This window comes from Richelia intracellularis HH01 (genome assembly GCF_000350105.1).
GTDB lineage: Bacteria > Cyanobacteriota > Cyanobacteriia > Cyanobacteriales > Nostocaceae > Richelia > Richelia intracellularis.
Genome location: NZ_CAIY01000025.1, coordinates 1 through 21167 on the forward strand (window position 1 = coordinate 1; position 21167 = coordinate 21167).

Below are 21167 nucleotides of genomic sequence, written 5' to 3' on the forward strand. Positions count from 1 at the left end.
GAATATATTCGATTCTACTTAGTTTACATCTTGAATTTATATGATAGCTAATTTACATATACACGTTATAACTACAGGTAAAACAAAATAAGTATCAATAAATTATATTTTTCTCAAGTATATCTTGATTTCCTCTCACAGTATTTTTATGCTATAAGACTTTTCTCTATATAAGTATTAAACATAATGCTTGTAGATGAAATGATTACAACTTAAACTGACAGTTAGAAATTTGTGTAATATGGGTTTATCAATACCCCAATTACTACAAGTTAACTAGGTAGGTATGAGAGTAGATTTAAAATTAATATCTATTCATTAATAAACTCAATTTTCTATATTTTAGTCAAATGCTTTAGATGTATATTTTCAACTAAATATTTTACCCTATAATAACCAGTATATATATCTTTTTATAAATTAAATAGAGATATTATATGAATCGTAATTCATTGTATTTTAGTAATTAATTTAAGGCAAAATTGGAAAATTATAAGAGCTTATCTAAGTCAATAATTAATAGTTAAAATACTAAAAAATATAACATTTATGATTTTTTATACTTTATAATTAGTTCTACAAGTTTTAATTTATGGCATTTAATCAAAGGGATTATTTGGGAGATAAAAAAGTTTTTATACAGGCTAATAATTCTTAGCTATAACCTAACTAGATAAGAATCCAGATTAATAGTGGCCTGTATGAAAAATCTTTCATATAACTCATGATAGATTATTTAAGAATTTTTAGCTATTAATATACTAATGTTATCTTGATGCTCAATACTACTTGGTAGTAGAGCTATACTTTTGCTTATTCTGTTAAGTCTCAGTAATTAATCCAAGATATTGATTGACTAAAGTTTCTGATTTTTTTTATCTTGTTTCCGCACAATATCAAAGTAATATAATTAGCGAATTTATTTGTAGTTATTGATAAATATTTTAGGCTGCCTTAGGATGGGGTCAATAATTAATTATTGACCTATAAGTCTTTTCTAAGAATATTTGGTTATTACAAAGTCTAGCCCTTATTCTAGATTGAAAAATCTAACCCAAACCCCTATGGGGATTTGGGCATAAAAAATATGAAAAAAATCAACCTAATCTCTTTCACCTAACTAATATCAGCATTTTCTTTCACTTCAGAACTTATTTCTTTCAAGGCTTGCCTCAATAATGGTGGTGCAAGAAAAGTAGTCGAAATTACCATAATAATAATTGCTGCTTGTAGTGGTTTTTCCAATATCCCACTGGCCTCACTAATTCCAGCAAATACCAATCCCACTTCACCACGCGGAATCATTCCACAACCAATGGCAAAGCGATTAATTCCTTGTTGACCAAATACAGACCAACCAGTAATGAGTTTACCACAAATTGCAACTATAAGAAGGAATATAGCTATAATAAGCCCCTCCCTATCTTCTGAAGCCATTGGATTCAGCACACCCAAATCAACCTTTGCTCCTACAGTAACAAAGAAAATAGGAACTAAGATATCTGCAATGGGAACTACTTGTTGATCCAGCTCCTTACGCTTGTCTGTTTCATCCAGAACTAAACCAGCAGCAAATGCCCCTAATATTGCCTCTAAGTGAATTGCATTGGCAAGAAATGCCATAAAAAAAGCAAAGATAAAGGCAGGGATAACAAGTTTTCCTCGAGTTTGCAGTTTGTCTGCAATGAAAACAAAGCTTTTGTTAAAGAACTTACTAAGTAAAATAGAACCAACAAGAAATATAGTGGCACTGACAATAAGATAAATAACATTAACAATATCTACCTCACCTGTTTTTGCCAAGCTCGCAACTACTGCTAAAACAATAATACCCAGAACATCATCAATGATTGCAGCACCAACAATAATTTGTCCTTCTTTTGATTTCAGGTATCCAAGTTCAGAAAGTACTTTGGAGGTAATACCGATGCTAGTAGCAGTTAGTGCTGCACCAGTAAATACTGCGGGAATAACAGGAATATGAAATAAAAATATCAACCCAACTGTGCCAGCTGTAAAAGGGGCAATCACCCCAACAACAGCTACAATTGCAGCTTGATATCCAACCTTCTTTAATTCTTGCAAATCTGATTCTAGACCGATCTCAAATAATAAAACAATTACACCTAGCTCTGCTAAAATAGAAATAGACTCGCTCTGACTGGAAAATATAGCTGTAACAGCTTCCGGTGTGAGGTTACCCATGAATTTTAAGGTAGTTATAACCACCGATTCAGAAGCTATCACACCACTATCAGGGAATACTAATAGATGTAACGCCGAAATACCCACAACTACACCACCCAACAATTCGCCTAAAACTGGGGGTAAGTCCATCATTTTTGACAATTCACCACCAAGTTTACCAGCAAGATAAATTATCACTAAACTCAGTAATACCCCTGCAAGTACAAAGGGAGCATATTCTGATTCTGCTGCCGTTGCCAGCAAAGGCAAGTCGGAAATCCAGTTAACTGAAGTTATCATTATGTTTTATTTCTGACTATGAGTTTGTGGGCAAAATGAAAAATGCTTAGGGTTAATTTTAATTGCCCCAGACATATATATTCCTACAAAATGGTTGAATCATCCAATGCTAGAATGTTACTACTTGTGTAGCCTGAGTATTTTATTACAAAAAAAAGTGCTTGCTGAAGTGCCTCTGTACGATTTGCCAACAAGTGGTTGGGAGGTAAAATTTGTGATAAGTCAAATCGTTCTAAACGCTGTTTAACCTTACCTGCAGCACTCACAATAAATACTTGCAGACCTCTATGAACTCCATCTTTAACTGTGTTTTCAATTGCCAAACAAGCAGTTACTCCTAACATTGGTACGGTACATCACTTAAATCTATTATGAGAGCATCTGCATCTCTCATCGCTGAATGCTCTCGAGAAATTGCTTTTGCCACCCTAAATATCATAGGACTATTAAGGTAAAATAACAGTATTCTTCCATTTACTTGTTCAAGTAAAGACCTCTCTATATTAGTTAGATTAATTTTTTCATCAGTATCACTAATAGTTTTAACTTCTTTTGATTGAAGGTTAAAAAGATGCTCAATAGTCAAAATATTTGCTATGAATAAACCTACACCTACAGCAACAATTAAATCTACAAATATTGTTAAAAATAATACATCATACATAATTAGCGCACCCTTAAGTGATACTTTGTGAGCACACTTGAGGAAATTCCAATCTAGGATATCAAGACCCACTTTTAAGGCAATACCAGTCAATACAGACATGGGAATATTTTGAGCTAGTCTTGCAGCACTCAAAATTACTATTATTAATACTAAACTACGAGTTACTCCTGATAGTGCAGTTTTAGCTCCTGTTTGAATGTTAACTATAGTTCCTATAGTTGCATCTGCACCAGGTAGACCCCCAAACAAGCCAGAAATTAAGTTAGCAATGTCCTGACAAATTAGTTCTTTATTAGATTTATGCTCAACACGGGTTAAACTATCTGCAATTACAGAGGTTAAAAGAGTATCAATACACCCCATTATTGCCAAAACAATACTATCTAATAGCAAGTTATTTGCCCGGGTGTGAAATACGGTAATTGTAGTTTTGGCCATTCTGCAGGGATTTCTGGTATTCTTGCTATCTCAGGATGTTGCAAAACAGTTATATAAACTAGAGTACCAATAATTAATGCAATTAAATGTGGAGGAAAGAAATACTTCAATTTTGATGGTGTTAGGAATAAAATAGTGATTGTTAACCCTCCTAATACCAAATCAGGGGCATTAATATTAGTAATTAAGGTTGGAATATTGCTAATAATAGTGCCAATTACCCCACCTTTTGGTACTTGTTCGCCCACCAATGGGGCAATTTGTAAAATCACTAGAATTGAAACAATTCCCGACATGAAGCCAGAAATAACACTATAAGGCATTAAGGTAATATATTTGCCTGGTTTAAATATACCAAACAGTAATTAAATCATACCTGCTAAGATTACCACCGTGAATGCCATTGCCACGCTACTCTGTATCCTTTGCTATCATAGAAGCTATAACACCAGTCATGATGACAGTCATTGGCCCAGTGGGTTCGGAAATTATTAGGGTTGGTGTAACACCAAATAATGCTGCAAATAAACCTATTATCACAGCACCATATACACCTGATATTGGTCTCATCCCAGAAGCAACACTGAATGCAATAGCTAAGAGCAAGGAGATAATCGCTGAGGTTAAACCTCCAAAGATGTCACCACGAAGATTTCTAAAATGGATGCGATTCAAAATTTGCATGGGTTAAATTTACTTCACTTCATATGACAGATAAGGGAGACTATAAACCTGTTTCGATGAATTCTTCCTGTATTTACTGGGAAATCAACTAGAGGTTAAGTTATTGAACAAATAGAGTAAAAGCTAAACTTTGAGTAGTTTATTTATATAAAAGTCTAGTATGTTTTATTATGCAAAATAATGTTTTCAGAGTAGAGTAAAAACTTAGTTACCTAATCTTCAGAGTAAGCTATATATCATTGTGCCCAAATTTAAATATGGCTCTAAACTCTATTATTTATAATATAACTTTCATGCATCATATAAATTAGTGCAAATAAATTATATGATGCTTAATCAAGGAAATATGTGATAGTATCTTTTCTGTCAAAGAAAATCATTAATAAAACATAAATCAAACATTATTAATAGAATTACTTGGGAATCTTGATGAGTCAAACTATTAATGATTGATGCCGTTTAAAATACTATCAAATACCCTTAAGATAGTTTGTTTTAAGCCTCATATATATATGAGGCTTAAAACATGTTTTGGAAAGATGATTATTATTCCTGAAATGACTTATCAAATATTTAATGATAATTTAAGTTGGGGCTTCTAATTAACATATATAAATTTGCCATATTTTAGAATGTCTCTAATTATAGCAAATTTATTAAATGATTATCAAGAGTTTAAGTAAAAATCCTACAATTTCATTCATTTTCAAAATTTATTTTAACAGGCTATAAAGTATCACCTAGTAGCAGTGATAATTGTCATTAGGCTTATTATAAAAAATGACTATTTTTTTACATTTGGGGTTTATTAGCAAGCCATAATTACACATAAATGGAAATGTTTTCGAAAATACTAGCTGCTATTTTTATAAATTTATAGTTATAACACCCTTGCCGAATTTACTTTATTTAAAGCTAAAACTATTTACTAATAGATTATCTAACGCTGTCACATGTTGACAGTGTATCTTCTTTTGTTAAACATAAACCCATATTCTTTCTCTTCTATAATCTTAGGGGTATTTGATAGTATTTTAAACGGCATCAACCATTAATAGTTTGACTCATCAAGATTCCCAAGTAATTCTATTAATAATGTTTGATTTATGTTTTATTAATGATTTTCTTTGACAGAAAAGATACTATCACATATTTCCTTATTTAAGCGTTTGGCACTTTTTCTGAACTTATCTCTATACTTATATAATACATGTATTTATCGTGCTAAGAAAATACTTATATTGTTGGATATCACAACTATTTAATATAATAATCTATAATCTTAGCTTTTTGCAGGCCGCTTCACCGCAACTATAATATGCAATTATATCCTTAGTTATTGATAATCTGGGGACATAACATATGCTCAAAATGTTATATGAAGTTAACTATTGATTTAGATATAATTGGACACTACAAAATATTCCCCAGGCAATAAGTATTATCATCTTAAGTTATTTCCATGAGATGATGATATAATTGAAAAACTTATAAAATAATTTAATTTTATTTAAAAAAATTCTTTCTATCTTTTATATCTTCAAATTTATATGTAATAATTCCAAATTGCTAAATGTTAATTCAAGAATATAATAAGGTATCTAAGTATGAATGAATAATATTGATAAATTGACAGTAGCTGACATGAGTGTATTACATATATGTTTTTGGGAGGAGTTCAGATTAAGATTTCTATCTTGATTACAGCTTTGATCATTATGTTGATAGAATCCTGGCAAAGTTATGTAAGTGTTATTTTTGAACATTAAAGTATTAGAAGTTATTACTCTCTGTCAACTTTCAGCAATACCTCTTTTTTGCATATATTAATTTATTTATTTTAACGACATAAGATAGTAAATATCAACACACTAATCTCTCGGAGAATGAGGGAGCGACCTAATAACCAACCTAGCATTTACAGGTTTCTCGTTATCTATGATTGTCTTACTAATTCTAAATTAAATACTTGTGCAAAAACATGGGCAACTATGGGGCTAACCTCTTTTACTGTAATCCCTGGAAGCCACTTTTCTAAACATCCCACAGGCTTATCTACAATCCCACAGGGTACAATATGTTTAAAGCCAGTCATGTCTGCACAAATATTAATGGCAAAACCATGCATGGTAATCCAGCGACTAACTTTTATACCGATGGCTGCAATTTTATATCCTTCCAACCAAACACCAGTAAAACCAGGTAAACATTCTCCATGAAGCCCATAGATTTCAAGTGTTTGAATTAAAACTTTTTCTAACTGTCTCAAATACCAGTTTAAATCTTTCTGATGATACTGTAAATTCATTATAGGATATCCTATTAATTGTCCAGGACAATGGTAAGTGACTTCTCCTCCACGCTCTACCTGGTAAACTTCATATCCAATAACCTGGGGATCAAACTTTAGAAAATCATGATTTGCCCCCTTTCCTAAAGTATAAACAGATGGGTGCTCTAACAAGATCAATACATCATCTAGTTCAGGATTCTCTCGTCTCTCAACTAATAGTGATTTCTGCCACTCATGTGCTTCCAAGTATGGAACCAGTCCTTGTTGATATAATAAACACTTTCGTGTTGATGAAAACATACAAAACACCTAAAAATTCTTGAATTATCTTGAAAACCAGATAAACTTCATAGCGTAAAGTACGAAGGTATAGAGAACACTTCAATTAGCACAAAGGATTATAAAGCAAATTAAAGTAAAATAAATTAATTACACTAAGTACAGAATGTTTAGTTTAAATTATGTAAACATACTTGCGTATGGGGCTGAATAGATGTAGAATCCATACATTCACCAAAAGATAAACATATTCACCAAAAAACAAACATATAAGGAGCATGGCATGGGAAATAGAAATTGCTTATATAGCTGATATTCCCATTGAAATACCATTACCCATTATACAACCTTAACATAGGTTTGTTGATGTTTTTTACTATTAATTTAATTTTCCATGCTCCTTTTTAGGCACAGCCGAGAATATATCAAAATATTTGAGGAGGAAAGTTTAGATGAAGCTTGTTATCCACGGAAAAAATATTAAGATTACAGAAGCTATTAGAGAGTATTTGCACCGGAAGCTTAAGAAAGCAGTGAGGAACTTCCAAAATATTACTGGTGAAATAAATGTATATATTAGCATGGCTCAGAATCCCAGAGTCACAGCAAAACACTCAGCAGAAGTGAATATTTTGGCGAATGGGAGTGTTATCCGGGCAGAGGAGATAAGCGAGAACCTTTATGTTAGTATTAATCTGGTAGCAGATAAAATTACTCGTAAGCTACGTAAGTATAAAGAACGTCGTCAAAGAAAGATAACTCATGCCAGGTCAATTAATGAACTTATTCCCATGGGGAATACTATTGGGGATTTGATTGGTCAACGCATTCCGGAACTCCATAGTTAATTTGTTTATACTGAAGATTTTTCTATCCCACTTAATAGTCATTAGCGAATCTACAGAAGTGATATCATGTATGAATGCTATTGCATAATTCAGGCTCGCAGGCGGAGGAAATGTGCATACGGAACTAGTAATAATAATGGCAAAGCCATATCTTTCCATGACTTAAAAGTCTTTGTTAATCCTACATTATCTTGTCTTAGAAATTAACTCAAATTAATGTAGAGATGTGAGATCTCATATCTCTACATTCTTACTTCTCAGGGTTTGTAGCTATTGCTGAAACTTCCTAGTTGAACAAGACTGATTTGCTTTCTAGTATAAGTTAGTTATCTTAGCTTTGTGTAACTTGAATTTGTTTAAGCGTTTCTTCTACATGACCCTTGAAATTGAACATCGAATCAAATACATATTGTACTATTCCCTCTGGATTAATAATATACGTGACTCGTCCGGGAAATAAACCGAAAGCAGTCATTGCACCATACAATTGACGTACCTTGCCACCATTATCACTTAGTAAAGTAAATGGTAGTTGGTATTTACGGCCGAATTCTAGATGGGATCTTGTCGAATCACCACTGACACCAATTAACTCTACTCCGGCAGACTGAAAGACTTGATACTCGTCTCGAAAAGCACATGACTCTGCGGTACATCCAGGTGTGTCATCCTTAGGATAAAAGTATAGTACAATTGTTTTTCCAAGAAAATCTTTGAGGCTTACCAGTTTACCATGTTGATTTCTAAGGGTAAATTCGGGAGCCTTTTCCCCAATTTTAACTGCCATAAAAATTATGTCTAAATTATCAGTATAATATAACCTTACGTAGATAATTAAGTATTATAATTTTCCCATATGTTCTGTAGGGGAAACTATAATACAAAACTCATAAGGATTATATTATAAATAATTGGCCTTAAGTTATTTTTCTTAGGATCTCTGCCTGAAGATAAAAATTTAATAGGTTTAATATGTCTTATTAAATTGAGTGCTTGATAATTGTCATACTTAATTAATTAGAATAAAACACTAGATAAATAGATACTAAAACCCAAGTCCCAGATATTGTTAAATGTTCAACTCAATAATTTTAGTATGAGTAGTGTGATTAGTATGAGTTAGGATACTATTAGGTAAATTAAAATAGTATATAAAGTAGTTGATTATACATGCATATTATTGTAAAAATCTGATCACTTATATCCTCTTATAATATCTCCCTTTATATGGGGCATATGGATCTTAGATAATACAAGTGATCAGATTATTGTGTAAGATTTCGAGCTAATGATAAATGTATTAAAAAGCTCCCAAACCAAAGTTATCACTACTTTAATAGAGGATGAAGAGAATTTATGATAAAAATCATTAGTGTTTTTGATAGAAAACAGAATTTGATTGAGTTTTGTCGATATATTTGCTTAAGTAGCTTGGCTAGTTTAATGCATAATAAGCAAATTCCAGAATTGACTTATTGAAAATCTAATAAAATAAATTAGCAAGTAAAAACTCAAATCTGAAATCTAATACATTTTAAATATTGATATTAAAATGCATTAGATGATTTTCCCATGTTATGCTTTTCATTTTACCAATACTATACACCAATAGAATTAATTACTTAGTAGCCAAGGTGCTATACTTTTAAATATTCACATACAGATTTGTCACCAATACTCAGCAAGAATGACTTTAGTTGATTTGCGTATGGTAAAAATCATAAATAAAATTGCCCAAAGATAAAGTAAGAATTTCTCTCCAAACAGGGGTAAATTTCTAAATAAATGTCCAAGTATTAAAATAGGGATTATTGGGGTTAATCAATTAGCCTCCATATTATTCAAACAAAATGCTTATTTAAAATATATACCTATCAGGGGAATAAGAGTGAAACTAATCACTATTATCGTGTTTGGTTAATAATATAAATTGTTGCCTAAAGGCTTACAACTAAGAAATGCCAGTACTATGGTACTAAGGCTATATACTCCCCAGAATATTTGCAGAGTGCAGAGTAAATTTGTTATATAGATTTGAATTGTCAACAAACTAACACCTAAGAAAATACTAAAATCCAGCATATATCCACCAACATAAGTTGATGTGGTAAATAATTCCCCTTCGGCGATCACTTTTAGTAATAGTGAAATTACTAAATTATCTACTGCAAATTTTTGACTTGGATGCAGTCATAGTTAATCTCGACTTCTAATTTAAATTTGTATATTTTTAAATCTAGTAATGGCTATTTCATCTTGTCTCCATTCCAAGGTGGTATTTATTGCCACCCATTAACCATTATCCTTTATGTACTGAATTGGTAGATATTTTATGAATCCTAATCTTTAAAAAAATGAGGGTGATAGATACAGTGCAACAAACACTACAATCATAGTATGATTGTAGTGTTATTTTTACTTACTATAAGGTTGCAGCTTCTATTATTCAACTGGCCATGTGTATTGATTAGTAGTGTCCACAAAACAAAATAATTTGAGCTGGAGCCGGAATCGCTTTATTCCTTTTCCAGGATGGCCATTAGCCTCTTCAGAAAAATACCTATGGTGAGAATAATTCAGGACCAAAGAATTAAATATTACCATGCCTATTGTAGATTTTATCTCACCAAGAATTTATATGGCATTTTAGAAAAAAATATGTATATTGGAAAATTATGATTTAGGGTTTTTAGAAGGTAATATAACGAAATTTACCATATTTTAATTTTCTTAAGAAAATAAGGCTAACTTATAGTAAATATAGTAGATAGCTGTTTTTAACAAATACTCGTTTTTAGGGAAAAATTGCCATGCCTTCCAAAGAAGTTCCTTCTTCAGAAAATCTTTGCCCACTTGAGCAAGCTAATAGTTATTTGCGTCAAGCAGTGAAGGAATTAAATATAAATAAAGGGCTTGCTGAGATTCTCAGTAGCCCTAGCAAGGTTATTACAGTTTCCATTCCGATTAAAAGGGATAATGGAGAAGTTGAGGTTCTAACAGGACATCGGGTACAACATAATGGTGTTTTAGGGCCTTATAAGGGAGGAACCCGTTTCCACCCCATGGTAACGATAAGAGAGGTATCTGCATTAGCAATGCTCATGACTTGGAAATGTGCATTAATGGGTATTCCCTATGGAGGTGCAAAAGGTGGTATTACCATGGATCCAAAACTCTACTCTGTAAAGGAATTAGAAACTATTACTCGTCGTTATACCAGCGAGCTAATCAAAGACATAGGTCCTTTGGTAGATATACCTGCACCTGATATGGGTACTTCTGCTAGAGAAATGGGATGGATGATGGATACTTATTCCACGAATCAAGGTTATGCTGTAATGGGAGTAGTAACTGGCAAACCTCTTTCCATTGGTGGTTCTCTTGGTAGAGATATGGCAACAGGAAGGGGTACAATGCTTACTGTTCGTGAAGCTTTGGCGGATGTAAATAGATCTTTTGAAGGGACACGGATCGTTGTTCAGGGTTTTGGCAATGTAGGTGCGGCAGCAGCCATATTAATGCAAAATGCCGGAGCAAAAATTGTTGCTGTTTCTAGAAGTTCAGGTGGTGTTTTTGCAGAAAATGGGTTAGATGTTTCCGCATTGAAAGCATACGCAGATAACAACAGAAGTCTAGCTGGTTTTCCCCAAGCAAAACCCATCAGTAATGCAGAAATACTAACCCTGCCCTGTGATGTTTTAGTTCTTGCAGCTATGGAAAATCAGATTACAGAAGAAAATGCCCATGAGATCCAAGCCAATATTATTGCTGAGGCTGCCAATGGACCTATTACTCTCAATGCTAGTAAGATCTTAGAAGATGGTGGTGCTACTGTATTACCTGACATTTTAGCGAATGCTGGCGGGGTTGTGGTAAGTTACCTGGAATGGGTACAGGGTTTATCTTACCTGTTTTGGGAAGAGGAAAAGGTAAATCAAGAACTGGAAAGAATTATTGTAAATGCATATCGTAAAGTAATTCATCAATCGAAGGAACGGGGAATATCTTTGCGGTTAGCATCTTATACTTTAGGTATAGACAGGGTAGCTAAGGCATTAGTTGATAGAGGTTTATATTCCCACCAAAATACCTAAATAAAGTTTAATTTGTTCATTAAGAAATTGTTTTATAATTCAGGTTCTTTGTGAACGAACCATCTCAATATGGACAATAGATAAAAAAGCTTAGTAATAAGCTTAAGCATTATTCCTGTCAAATAAAGGTCTTACTTCATTAGGCATAAATATTAACTAATACTTACTAAGTAAAATAGAATACAAAGTGTTCTGTCTTCAGGATAATGTAATCAGGATTTATGCCATACCTCGAAATTACTTTAGTATGATATAGAATGTGCTTATTGTTTATATTGTAGATGGTACTTAACCTTGCTAACAAAGTTTTAAGGGCTTTCCTATTCAATCCAGCTATTGTCTACATGAGTTGTAATTACCCATAGTTCAGTATTTGGGATTTTCCCCGTATCATCCACTAATGATTAACCTTCTAACCTACCTTGTTTTCCAATAACTCTATAAATAATTGCAGGTACTTATCCTAATAAAAAATGATAGGAACTATTGTATAGGATTGGTTCAATGGAAATGTATCTAGGGATATCAATGAGGATAAATTGAGGAGTAATATGAATCCTGGGCTACTGCTGTGAATGTGACAACATATACAATTACAATTATAAAGACAGAAATTAAAATTCCGGCCCCAAATAATCAAGAGGCCGGATTAACTTCATGAATTTATAAATCTGAGGGGAAAAAGAAAACCCAGTAGTGGTTCCTATTCAATAATGCTCCCAAAATAATGCCTGGCAAAAAGTTTGTATAGCTGCTAGTAACACTATGCAATTATGCAAATGAGTTTTATCTGTAGCGAGACTATTAATACAATAATGCCTTTTAAATAATTTTCACAACCATCAAGCTACAATACAGTATTGGTAATAACCATCCCATACCCTAGCTAAATAAATTAAGGTGCAAGAGCATTACCGCGGATTAAACTTCCAATGGTTTTAGCAGTAATCTTCAACTGGGTAAGAAGATTAGTGGGTGTGATAGTCTTATACAAGTAACTATCAAATGTAAGATTTTGCACATCTAAATCACTGCACATTTCCACAAATGCTTCCCTTGTTGCATCAGAACGGTAGAAAACAGTTTGCAGAATATCTAAGACTTTGTAGGTGAGTCCATATTTAGTATCCCAACGTTTAGTGTAAAGTTTAATATCCTCTTCAGTGGGAATGCTATCACCATTATCAGAAATTTCCACAATGGTCTCTGCACACAACCGCCCAGACTTGGCAGCGAAGTAAATACCTTCACCGGATGACTTTGTCACGTAACCTGCTGCATCCCCAACTAAAGCAATGCGTCCAACTACACGACGAGGACGTGGATGTTCAGGAATCGGATGTGCCTCTACCTTAATAATCCTCCCACCTTCTAACTTCTTAGTAGCACGGGCACGGATACCAGCTTGCAATTGCCTAATACTGGCCTTATTAATGTGCATTGTGCCAGTGCCAACGGCTACATGGTCATATTTGGGGAATACCCAAGCATAAAAGTCCGTGGAAACGTCATTGCCAACATACATCTCTGCCAGGTCATTGTAAAATGCCATTTTATCTTCAGGCAGGCGAATTCTCTCTTGAAATGCAATTGCATAATTATAGTCCCCAGCATTCATTTCTTTAGCAATGCGGGAGTTAGCACCATCTGCACCAATAATTAAATCCACCTTGAGGGTTTTGGTAATTCCCTTAGCTATACCTTCTCTATGGTCTACATAATGAATAGTATAAGGATCCTTACTACTTACAGGAATATCAAGTTTATAGACAGTAGCATTAATCAAATTAGCACCTAGTTTAGCTGCTCTATTCCGGAGATACCCATCTAATATTTCCCGACGGCACATCCCTATATATTCTTCTTCATTAACTAAACAAATATCCACCTCACGGTTAGAGGGCGATATCATTTTCATTTTTCGCACCCGGCGATCAATAATATCTTGAGGCAAATCGAACTCACTCACCATACAAAGAGGAATAGCACCGCCACAAGGCTTCGCATTATCAAGTTTGCGCTCAAACAAATAAGTTTCAATACCAGCCTTTGCCAGCGTTTCTGCAGCTGAAGAACCAGCTGGACCTGAGCCAACAACAGCAACCCGTAGTGTCAAAGGTCTTCCCCCAATCTCGACATTTACTGGAAGCATCCTATCATGTGGATTTAGCTAAATTATCCTTATAAATACAAAATATGGGAAAATGCAATATCCCTTAATATTTAATCGTAATTTGTCTGATTAACCTTTATATAATTTCCAAGGGGTAGTTGAAAGTGTAAATTCAAATCATGCAAAGTATCATGATAATGAACTTTGAAAATCGTATTATCCAAATGTTTTTAAGACCTAAATAAACTGATAAAACCAAATCCATTTGGAAATATTTAGGTTTGTTGAGAATATTTTCGCTTGAACTATTGGGATATATTTTAGCTAGTCTAGACATAGAATTAATTTTCTAAAACATAAATAAAATTTTGCACTTGCCATTCAAACATTTTCTATTTCCCCTGTAAGCAAGGACAAAAATTTTGAGGTAATGTCTTTCTCACCCTCTAACTTTTATCACCCAAAATTTTGGCCTACCACTATTAAGGAAAATATCTTTGGAATCTTCTCAACTTTTTGATTTGGCATATTAATGCTTTCACTCAAAAATGCCTATTATTCATGCTCAATTTGTTTCACTGCAGTGATTGCAGAATAACTTACTCCTGCTGTTCCTTCGCCGGGATGAGTTGAGTCACCAACTAACAATAAATTCTTAATAGGTGTACGATTAGCGAAACCAAAAGGCCCAAAAGTTGACAGTCTTTGGCCGATCCCACCAACAAACCCTTTATCTCTACCAGTAAACCTAGCAAATGTTAGGGGTGTTGCTGCCTCCTGGTAGACAACTGTTTCTGGTGTCAATTTAAACAATTTAGAAAGGTGAGTGATAGTTTTATCAGTATATTTACTTTTTAAATCAGTATAAGATAGCGAGTTATTCCATAATTCTGTATCTACAAAGCAAGAAGCGACTATTGTAGCTTTTCCTTTAGGCGCACGACCATCTCCAGGATGACTTACGGAAACAAACAAAGAATTATCTTCTCTAGTCTGGCTATCTTCATCATACATAAATTGAAGATGAAGAGGACATTTAGGAGGGATTGCCATTTCCTCGACACCCAGGTAGACAACGAATGCGCCAGATGGAGGGTGTAATTTCATCACTCGTTGTCTATACCCTGATGGAGTTTGCTTACCCATTAATTTAACTAAATTTTGAACTGTAACATTAGCAACTATATAATCTGCAGCTTCTGTCCAAACTTTTCCTGTTCTTTGGTTATAAATTACCACTCCTTTAGCTTTTCCCCTCTCCACTTGAATACTTTTAACAGTGTGACGCATCAATAACTTCCCACTATCCCTTTCGAAGCTACTTACTAATCGATCACTAAGTGTTTGCATACTCCCGTGCAGATGGTATAGCCCTTGTGGCTCTTGTGATATACTCAAAGCCGTTGCCGCATAAAGTAATGCTGTCTCCTCAGCATTCACTTGGGAATACAACTTCAATTGCAAATCTAAAAAAGTTCGCAAACGCTTATCGTTTCCCAAACCATAAAGACGTAAAGCATCACCTACTGTAGACAGGGTATAAGGTATTGTAATCAGTGTGCTAGGACGTATAGCCTTAGTTAGTTGTAATAAGTCCCATAAACTACGGGGTATAAGTACTGGATCGAGTTGTTGAAATTTCCAACTGGCCTTAAATAAATTTGATAGTAACTGCCAAAAAGGTTCGCTACCAGGAAATTGTTTTTGCCTCTCCTGTTGCCACTTTTCAGGTTTCCGCCAAACATTAATTGGTTGGGTTTCCCCTGGTAAATATACTGTACAAGATGGATCACAAGGAGTTGCAGGGGGTAAGTCTATACCTAATTCGGTGAAAATCCGGTGGTGAATTCCCCCTGGCTCTAAACCTGCTACCTGGGTTGCCCCCACATCAAAAGTAAAACCTTGACGTTTAAAGGAAGATGCACAACCTCCAGGAACTATTGCCTGATCTAACATTAAGACATCATAACCCCTGTGGGCTAATAATGCCCCAGCAGTCAGGCCCCCAATACCAGCACCAATAGAAATGACACGGGATTTTTTTCCACCTACACGCTGATTTGGCATTGATAATTTATATAACTTAGTTTTAATATTTTTTGTCAATTTATCATATTTATAATATTTCCACGCGGAAAAACTTAATCATTTTCCAAAAGACTGAAGTTAAATATATATGTTAGTTAATATTTAGCAAATGGGAGAAATTATCCTAAATCCTGTTGGATTTAGGATAATTTCTCTCAAATGTTATTAAGTTACCAGAAATCTTATTTAAGATAGGGTATACTCAGTACTCAGGTTCGTTGATATCTGCATAGATTATAATTAACTTTAGAATATACTTCAAGTGAGAATACAGTATCATTGAAATCACTATAAGAACGCATACATTAATTGACTAAGTTTTTACTATTTCCATGAACTCATGATTGATAGGGTTAAAGGGCATATTCAACACTACCAGTATCCGGAAAATGAAAATAGAATATTATATTTATTGGAAGATAGTCAAGTATACCAGTAGAAATAGTTGTATATATTTGTCTTAGGGTTTTTTAGCTATTCTTAAGTAAAAGTCCTATAGATTAACTATAGAACTTTTGCTTGATATCTCTTTAACCAATTATTTGTGATGCCATTGTAGTAGCAATATTTATATACAAGGCATATTATTTATTCGACTTTTTATTATTCTTCTGGGTAAATTATCTAGCATAATTTATCTCTATAATTAGAGTAGTTTATGGAGATTTTTACTCTAAACTTTTTCTACACTCTTCTTACTTAAAACCAATATTTTCCTAGCTTTAATATACTGATCTAATTATAATATTGCTGTGAAATCTGTTTTTTCTATATTTGAATCTTGAGGTTAAACTAAGACCCAATTCTTTTAGTGTTTAAATAATCTATTCAACTAAATATCAGAGTGAATTATAGGTACATTATAGGTTGAATCATCACTTCAAGATTAATGATTCAACCTCCCTGATTAAATAACCAAGAGATTCAGTGAAAATCTTTTATCTAAAAACATATGAAAGTTTTCACTACCATATACCCTCTCAACCAGATCCAAAAATTTCCTAAATTTTGTAGATAGGGATAGGAACATCAAATTAACTTTGAATTTCCCACTCATGAATTGATACAGATGTAGAATATCTCAGAAAATCTCTTTATAGTGATTAGTAAATAGTGGAACTTACAAATAATATTTTTTTATACTATATAGCAAGTGCAATCTCATAGTAATTAAACTAAACTAAAATTATATTCATAAATTTATAATAATAAAGTTATAGCCTAATGGAACAATTAAAAACCTGTACCTATTTACTGACTACTATACAGATTTTCATATGCTAAAAACTCAGAAAAGATAGTAAACCAAATAATCTTTGAAGTTTAAAAGAGGATAGAAAGTTAATTATTAGTGAATACAGTCAAGTGAAATAATCAAGTAGAATATAAGAATTGCACTCGTCTTGAAATGGTAAAAAATGCTCGGAGCATAGTCATCCCAGATCATATGGATCTAAGCTAAGCCAAATCACCTGGCTGCAAACGACCAGAGACTACCAAAGAGAATTAGACCACAGTCCAATACAAAAAAAGAACCTATTAAAATCTCATTGCCATTAATTAATTATTAAATCAATATCATCTAGGATAGTAATTAATATTCCACTTTAACATGCGGATGAAAGGACTTGAACCTTCACGCCTTGCGGCACTAGGACCTAAACCTAGCGCGTCTGCCAATTCCGCCACATCCGCACTGATAAATCAATATACCATAAATAAGTACCAAGCGGAAGACAATTTTGGAATGTTGTGGGGATACTGCTACTTTTTGCCGTATTTATTATTGCGATAGCCATTATATTGGTTATTTTATTCATGCATCGTCTAAAATGCTTAACAATAATTAATTTTATTTCTACATGATAACAACACGGGGTAACCGATGCTTAAATCCACACAAAATTTCCCAAGATATAGTATTCAATTCATCTGCCCACTCATAAGCAGAAATTTCTACTTGACCATCCTTGCCTAGTAAAGTGACTATTTCTCCGACTTGTATGTCTGGAATACTACTGACATCTAACATCATTTGATCCATGGTGATGCTGCCAATCTGTGATATTTTCTGACCACGAATTAAAACCTGAATCTTATTGGAAAGACTGCGCGGTATACCATCTGCATAACCAATGCCAATCACTGCAATTCTCATGGTATGAGAAGCAATAAAAGTATGATTGTAGCTAACACCAGTACTAGCAGTAATGGTTTTAACTTGAGTGACTCGGGCTTTAAGCTGCATGACTGGCAGCAAACTGACTGTATTTCGTAAATGGGGTGCTGGATATAACCCATAAATTGCCAAACCAACTCTTACCATATCGTAGTGCAGAGATGAATCACCCATCATAGCAGCAGAATTGGCTAGGTGAGAACAAGGTGATGTAATTCCAAAAATTCTGAGTTGTGTGATTGCAGCTTCGAATCTGGCTTGCTGTTGTTTCATTATTATTGTATCCTGACTGTCTGAAGTAGCTAGATGAGAATAAATGCTGGCGACTTTAAGTTTAGGTAAGCTTTTTACTAATTGCACAAACTCTGCAGCCTCTTCCCACTTAGCACCTAATCTGGACATGCCTGTATCCAGCTTAATATGAACAGGTATAGGAAGGGATATTCCAAGGATTTCTAAGGTCGTGGAAAAAATCAAGGCTTGCTGGGAGGTACAGATAGTCGGTTGTAAATTCCACTCAATTATCGCTCGAATCTGTTCGCTTGTATGGGTTGCTCCTAAAATTAAAATAGGCGAATCAACAATCCCTGACTCTCGCAGTTGAATTCCCTCTGGGACTGTAGCTACCCCTAACCAACTAGCACCAGCTTCCAAAGCTACGCTTGCAACAAAATTTGCCCCATGCCCATAGGCATCAGCTTTTACTACTGCCATTAATTTAGTCTGGGGTGATAATAGTTTGTGTAACTGTTTGACATTATTAGATAAAGCTGAGCCATTGACTTCGATCCAAGCTCTTTGAGAATGCCAAGCGTAAATGTCACAATCACCACGAAGTAAATCTTTAACTTTTTGATTGTCTAACATTCTTATTCACTCCTGTCAAACCTATAAAAACATCCTAAGCGTAAGAAACTCTTATGAATCAATCAGGAAGTTTATCTCTAATTCAGTAAGAGAATAAAGTATAGAAATGAATCTTGGCTGTTTTAAATAGTAAGAATTACTCCATCGTAGAATAATTCAACACAATAGCGCAATTGCTTTTGCTATAAGCGTTTATATAATAAAATAATATCTCAATAACCCATACATTATGTTATGTCTGCTATTGTGATCCCTAATCTATAAAACATTCTCGCAACCTAATAAACCAAAAAAGCAAAACTCGTGTTATTGTATTAAAAACTAGTACCTTAGGCTTTGATAGATGGGGAATGTTTTAGTATTAAACGCCTCTTACGAGCCGCTTAACATCACTGGTTGGCGTAGGGCTGCAGTCCTGTTAATAAAAGGGAAAGCAGAGCGTATAGAGTACAATAATAAACTACTTTATACGGGTTTTCCTATTCCAACAGTAATCCGGCTACTTTACTATGTACGAGTGCCCTATAGGGAAATGCCTTTGACCAGGAGAAATGTACTACATCGGGATGACCATGCCTGTCAGTACTGTGGTTATACTGGAGATAATTTGACCCTAGATCATGTTGTGCCTCGTTCTCGTGGCGGGGGTGAGGTTTGGGAAAATATGGTTACAGCTTGTGTTTGTTGCAATGTTAAAAAGGGAAATCGCACACCACAGGAAGCCAATATGCCTCTACGAAAACTGCCAAGAAAGCCTTATAGTAGCTTGTACTTTGAAGTGAGTAAACATATTAAGAATGGTTTACATAGGGAATGGAAGAAGTATGTTATAGGAATGTAATAAATTGAAATTATCGATTTGTGTTTCTTGATTGAGGACTATTTTTTGGTGTTAACATAAACAAATGCAAATCCTCACTATAGAAGATTCTAGAAAGACTTTGTTGAATAGATAATACGGTATACTTAAGATCAGAATTTGCCATTTTCTCTCTGTCAATTCAGGTATATACACAATGTAAATTTGCCAGAGACCTAATTCTCGAATTTTAAATAGATAGATACAAGCGTGATAGCAAAATTTTGTATGAGGTAATTATAGAAAATTAAAGTATTAAGAATACTAGTCTATGATGTTGAAAATTTCTCAAATAGGTTAGTAAGTTTCAGTAACAACTTCACGAAACAACTATTTTAGTAGATGAAATTTTTTATACAAGAGATTTCATAAAAATAGTGTTTATGAGGTTTTGTCATTAGTTTGCCCAAGTGGTTTTATTTATTTTGGCCTTAGGGTTTCCAAAATTGATCGAGAAGATGAACAATCAAGTATTTTTTTAAAATTAAATGCTTTATGGATTATGTTATGGGATTTTCAGGTTCCAACAGCCCCAAATTTCAATGGCAAATCTCGATATAATTAAAATTTTCTCTAGCCGCCATAAAATATATGGTCAAGATACTACACCTTTTCTAACAATTAGGAGAAATTGATACATAAACAAATATTAAAATATTTACCCGAGTTTCTAAGACCCAATTGTTAGTGATGGGAATCTCTTTATTCTCAAGATATATTAAGTCATAAGCATGACAAACAAATTAATAATTATGTAAACTGCTATTAACTCAGTCCGACAAGTATTAATTTATTTATGTTAACAGATTTATACTGTTACGATGTTTTATTTTTATGTTTTGACTTACCAACTAATAATTCAATAAATATGATATTTAACCTGATGTCATCGACAAATCTAGGATTCTGAGATCTTGAGGAAATACTGCCTTAGTTCAAACTGTATAGACTTGCTGCTTTAGCATTTTACCGTATCGATTCCAAAGACTTTTGATCCTTTCAAGGCTTTGTAATCGATAATCATAGTAATGCTGGCTAACTAATCTCAGTCTTATTACAAGATATTTTCCCATTAATTAAAGTAATTGGTCATCATAATTAGCATGGGTATAACTGTAAATTGACTGATATTTGCTTCTCTATAACTAATGTGGTGTAAGCAACAAGGCTTAATAGTGACAGTTTAATCTGATGGAATTTTGTGATCCTCAGGTATTGAAATTAATTACCCAAGTAAGTTTTACGAATTCGATCATTAGTTATTTAAGCTA

10 protein-coding genes, 1 tRNA gene and 2 pseudogenes are annotated in these 21167 nt (G+C 33.6%); 3 read left to right on the top strand and 10 right to left on the bottom strand.

Going from position 1 to position 21167, the window contains the following annotated elements:
* Positions 1-1116: 1116 nt before the first annotated feature.
* The 3 genes and pseudogenes from RINTHH_RS01745 to lipB form a co-directional block, all read right to left on the bottom strand.
* Positions 1117-2487, bottom strand: coding sequence for a cation:proton antiporter (locus RINTHH_RS01745; protein ID WP_008232160.1), 1371 nt, complete (start codon positions 2485-2487; stop codon positions 1117-1119).
* 83 nt (positions 2488-2570) lie between these two features.
* Positions 2571-4276, bottom strand: a pseudogene (locus tag RINTHH_RS01750) (SulP family inorganic anion transporter).
* Positions 4277-6212: 1936 nt separating this feature from the next.
* A complete protein-coding gene (gene lipB, locus RINTHH_RS01755) occupies positions 6213-6869 on the bottom strand; it encodes a lipoyl(octanoyl) transferase LipB (RefSeq protein WP_008232185.1) in 657 nt (218 codons plus the stop codon).
* A 431-nt stretch (positions 6870-7300) separates the two neighbouring features.
* Between lipB and hpf the strand changes: the two are divergent.
* Positions 7301-7687, top strand: a pseudogene (gene hpf / locus RINTHH_RS01760) (ribosome hibernation-promoting factor, HPF/YfiA family); the annotation flags it as partial.
* A 340-nt stretch (positions 7688-8027) separates the two neighbouring features.
* Here the strand turns inward: hpf and RINTHH_RS01765 are convergent.
* The gene (locus tag RINTHH_RS01765; RefSeq protein ID WP_008232191.1) at positions 8028-8483 is read right to left on the bottom strand and encodes a peroxiredoxin; all 456 of its coding nucleotides are present in this window, start codon (positions 8481-8483) and stop codon (positions 8028-8030) included.
* An 881-nt stretch (positions 8484-9364) separates the two neighbouring features.
* Positions 9365-9508 (bottom strand): DUF2301 domain-containing membrane protein, encoded by a 144-nt coding sequence (locus RINTHH_RS11140; RefSeq protein WP_331270885.1) that lies wholly within the window; start codon positions 9506-9508, stop codon positions 9365-9367.
* A gap of 998 nt (positions 9509-10506) precedes the next feature.
* Between RINTHH_RS11140 and RINTHH_RS01770 the strand changes: the two genes are divergently transcribed.
* Positions 10507-11790, top strand: coding sequence for a Glu/Leu/Phe/Val family dehydrogenase (locus RINTHH_RS01770; RefSeq protein WP_008232193.1), 1284 nt, complete (start codon positions 10507-10509; stop codon positions 11788-11790).
* A gap of 895 nt (positions 11791-12685) precedes the next feature.
* Here the strand turns inward: RINTHH_RS01770 and chlP are convergent.
* The 5 genes from chlP to alr all read right to left on the bottom strand — a co-directional run bounded on the left by chlP (position 12686) and on the right by alr (position 19037).
* Complete coding sequence (chlP, locus tag RINTHH_RS01775; protein ID WP_008232196.1) at positions 12686-13942, bottom strand: geranylgeranyl reductase; 1257 nt, start codon at positions 13940-13942, stop codon at positions 12686-12688.
* Positions 13943-14458: 516 nt separating this feature from the next.
* Complete coding sequence (gene crtD, locus RINTHH_RS01780) at positions 14459-15970, bottom strand: C-3',4' desaturase CrtD (RefSeq protein ID WP_008232198.1); 1512 nt, start codon at positions 15968-15970, stop codon at positions 14459-14461.
* Positions 15971-17604: 1634 nt separating this feature from the next.
* A tRNA-Leu gene (locus RINTHH_RS01785) sits at positions 17605-17686 on the bottom strand.
* The gene (locus tag RINTHH_RS11315) at positions 17656-17790 is read right to left on the bottom strand and encodes a hypothetical protein (protein WP_269208824.1); all 135 of its coding nucleotides are present in this window, start codon (positions 17788-17790) and stop codon (positions 17656-17658) included. The genes RINTHH_RS01785 and RINTHH_RS11315 overlap by 31 nt, the downstream gene beginning before the upstream one ends.
* A gap of 59 nt (positions 17791-17849) precedes the next feature.
* The gene (alr, locus tag RINTHH_RS01790) at positions 17850-19037 is read right to left on the bottom strand and encodes an alanine racemase (RefSeq protein ID WP_008232200.1); all 1188 of its coding nucleotides are present in this window, start codon (positions 19035-19037) and stop codon (positions 17850-17852) included.
* Positions 19038-19380: 343 nt separating this feature from the next.
* On the opposite strand from alr, the gene RINTHH_RS01795 reads away from it, so the two are divergent.
* Positions 19381-19878 carry an HNH endonuclease gene (locus RINTHH_RS01795; RefSeq protein ID WP_008232202.1) on the top strand — a complete coding sequence of 166 codons (498 nt, stop codon included), beginning with the start codon at positions 19381-19383 and terminating at the stop codon, positions 19876-19878.
* Positions 19879-21167 lie beyond the last annotated feature (1289 nt).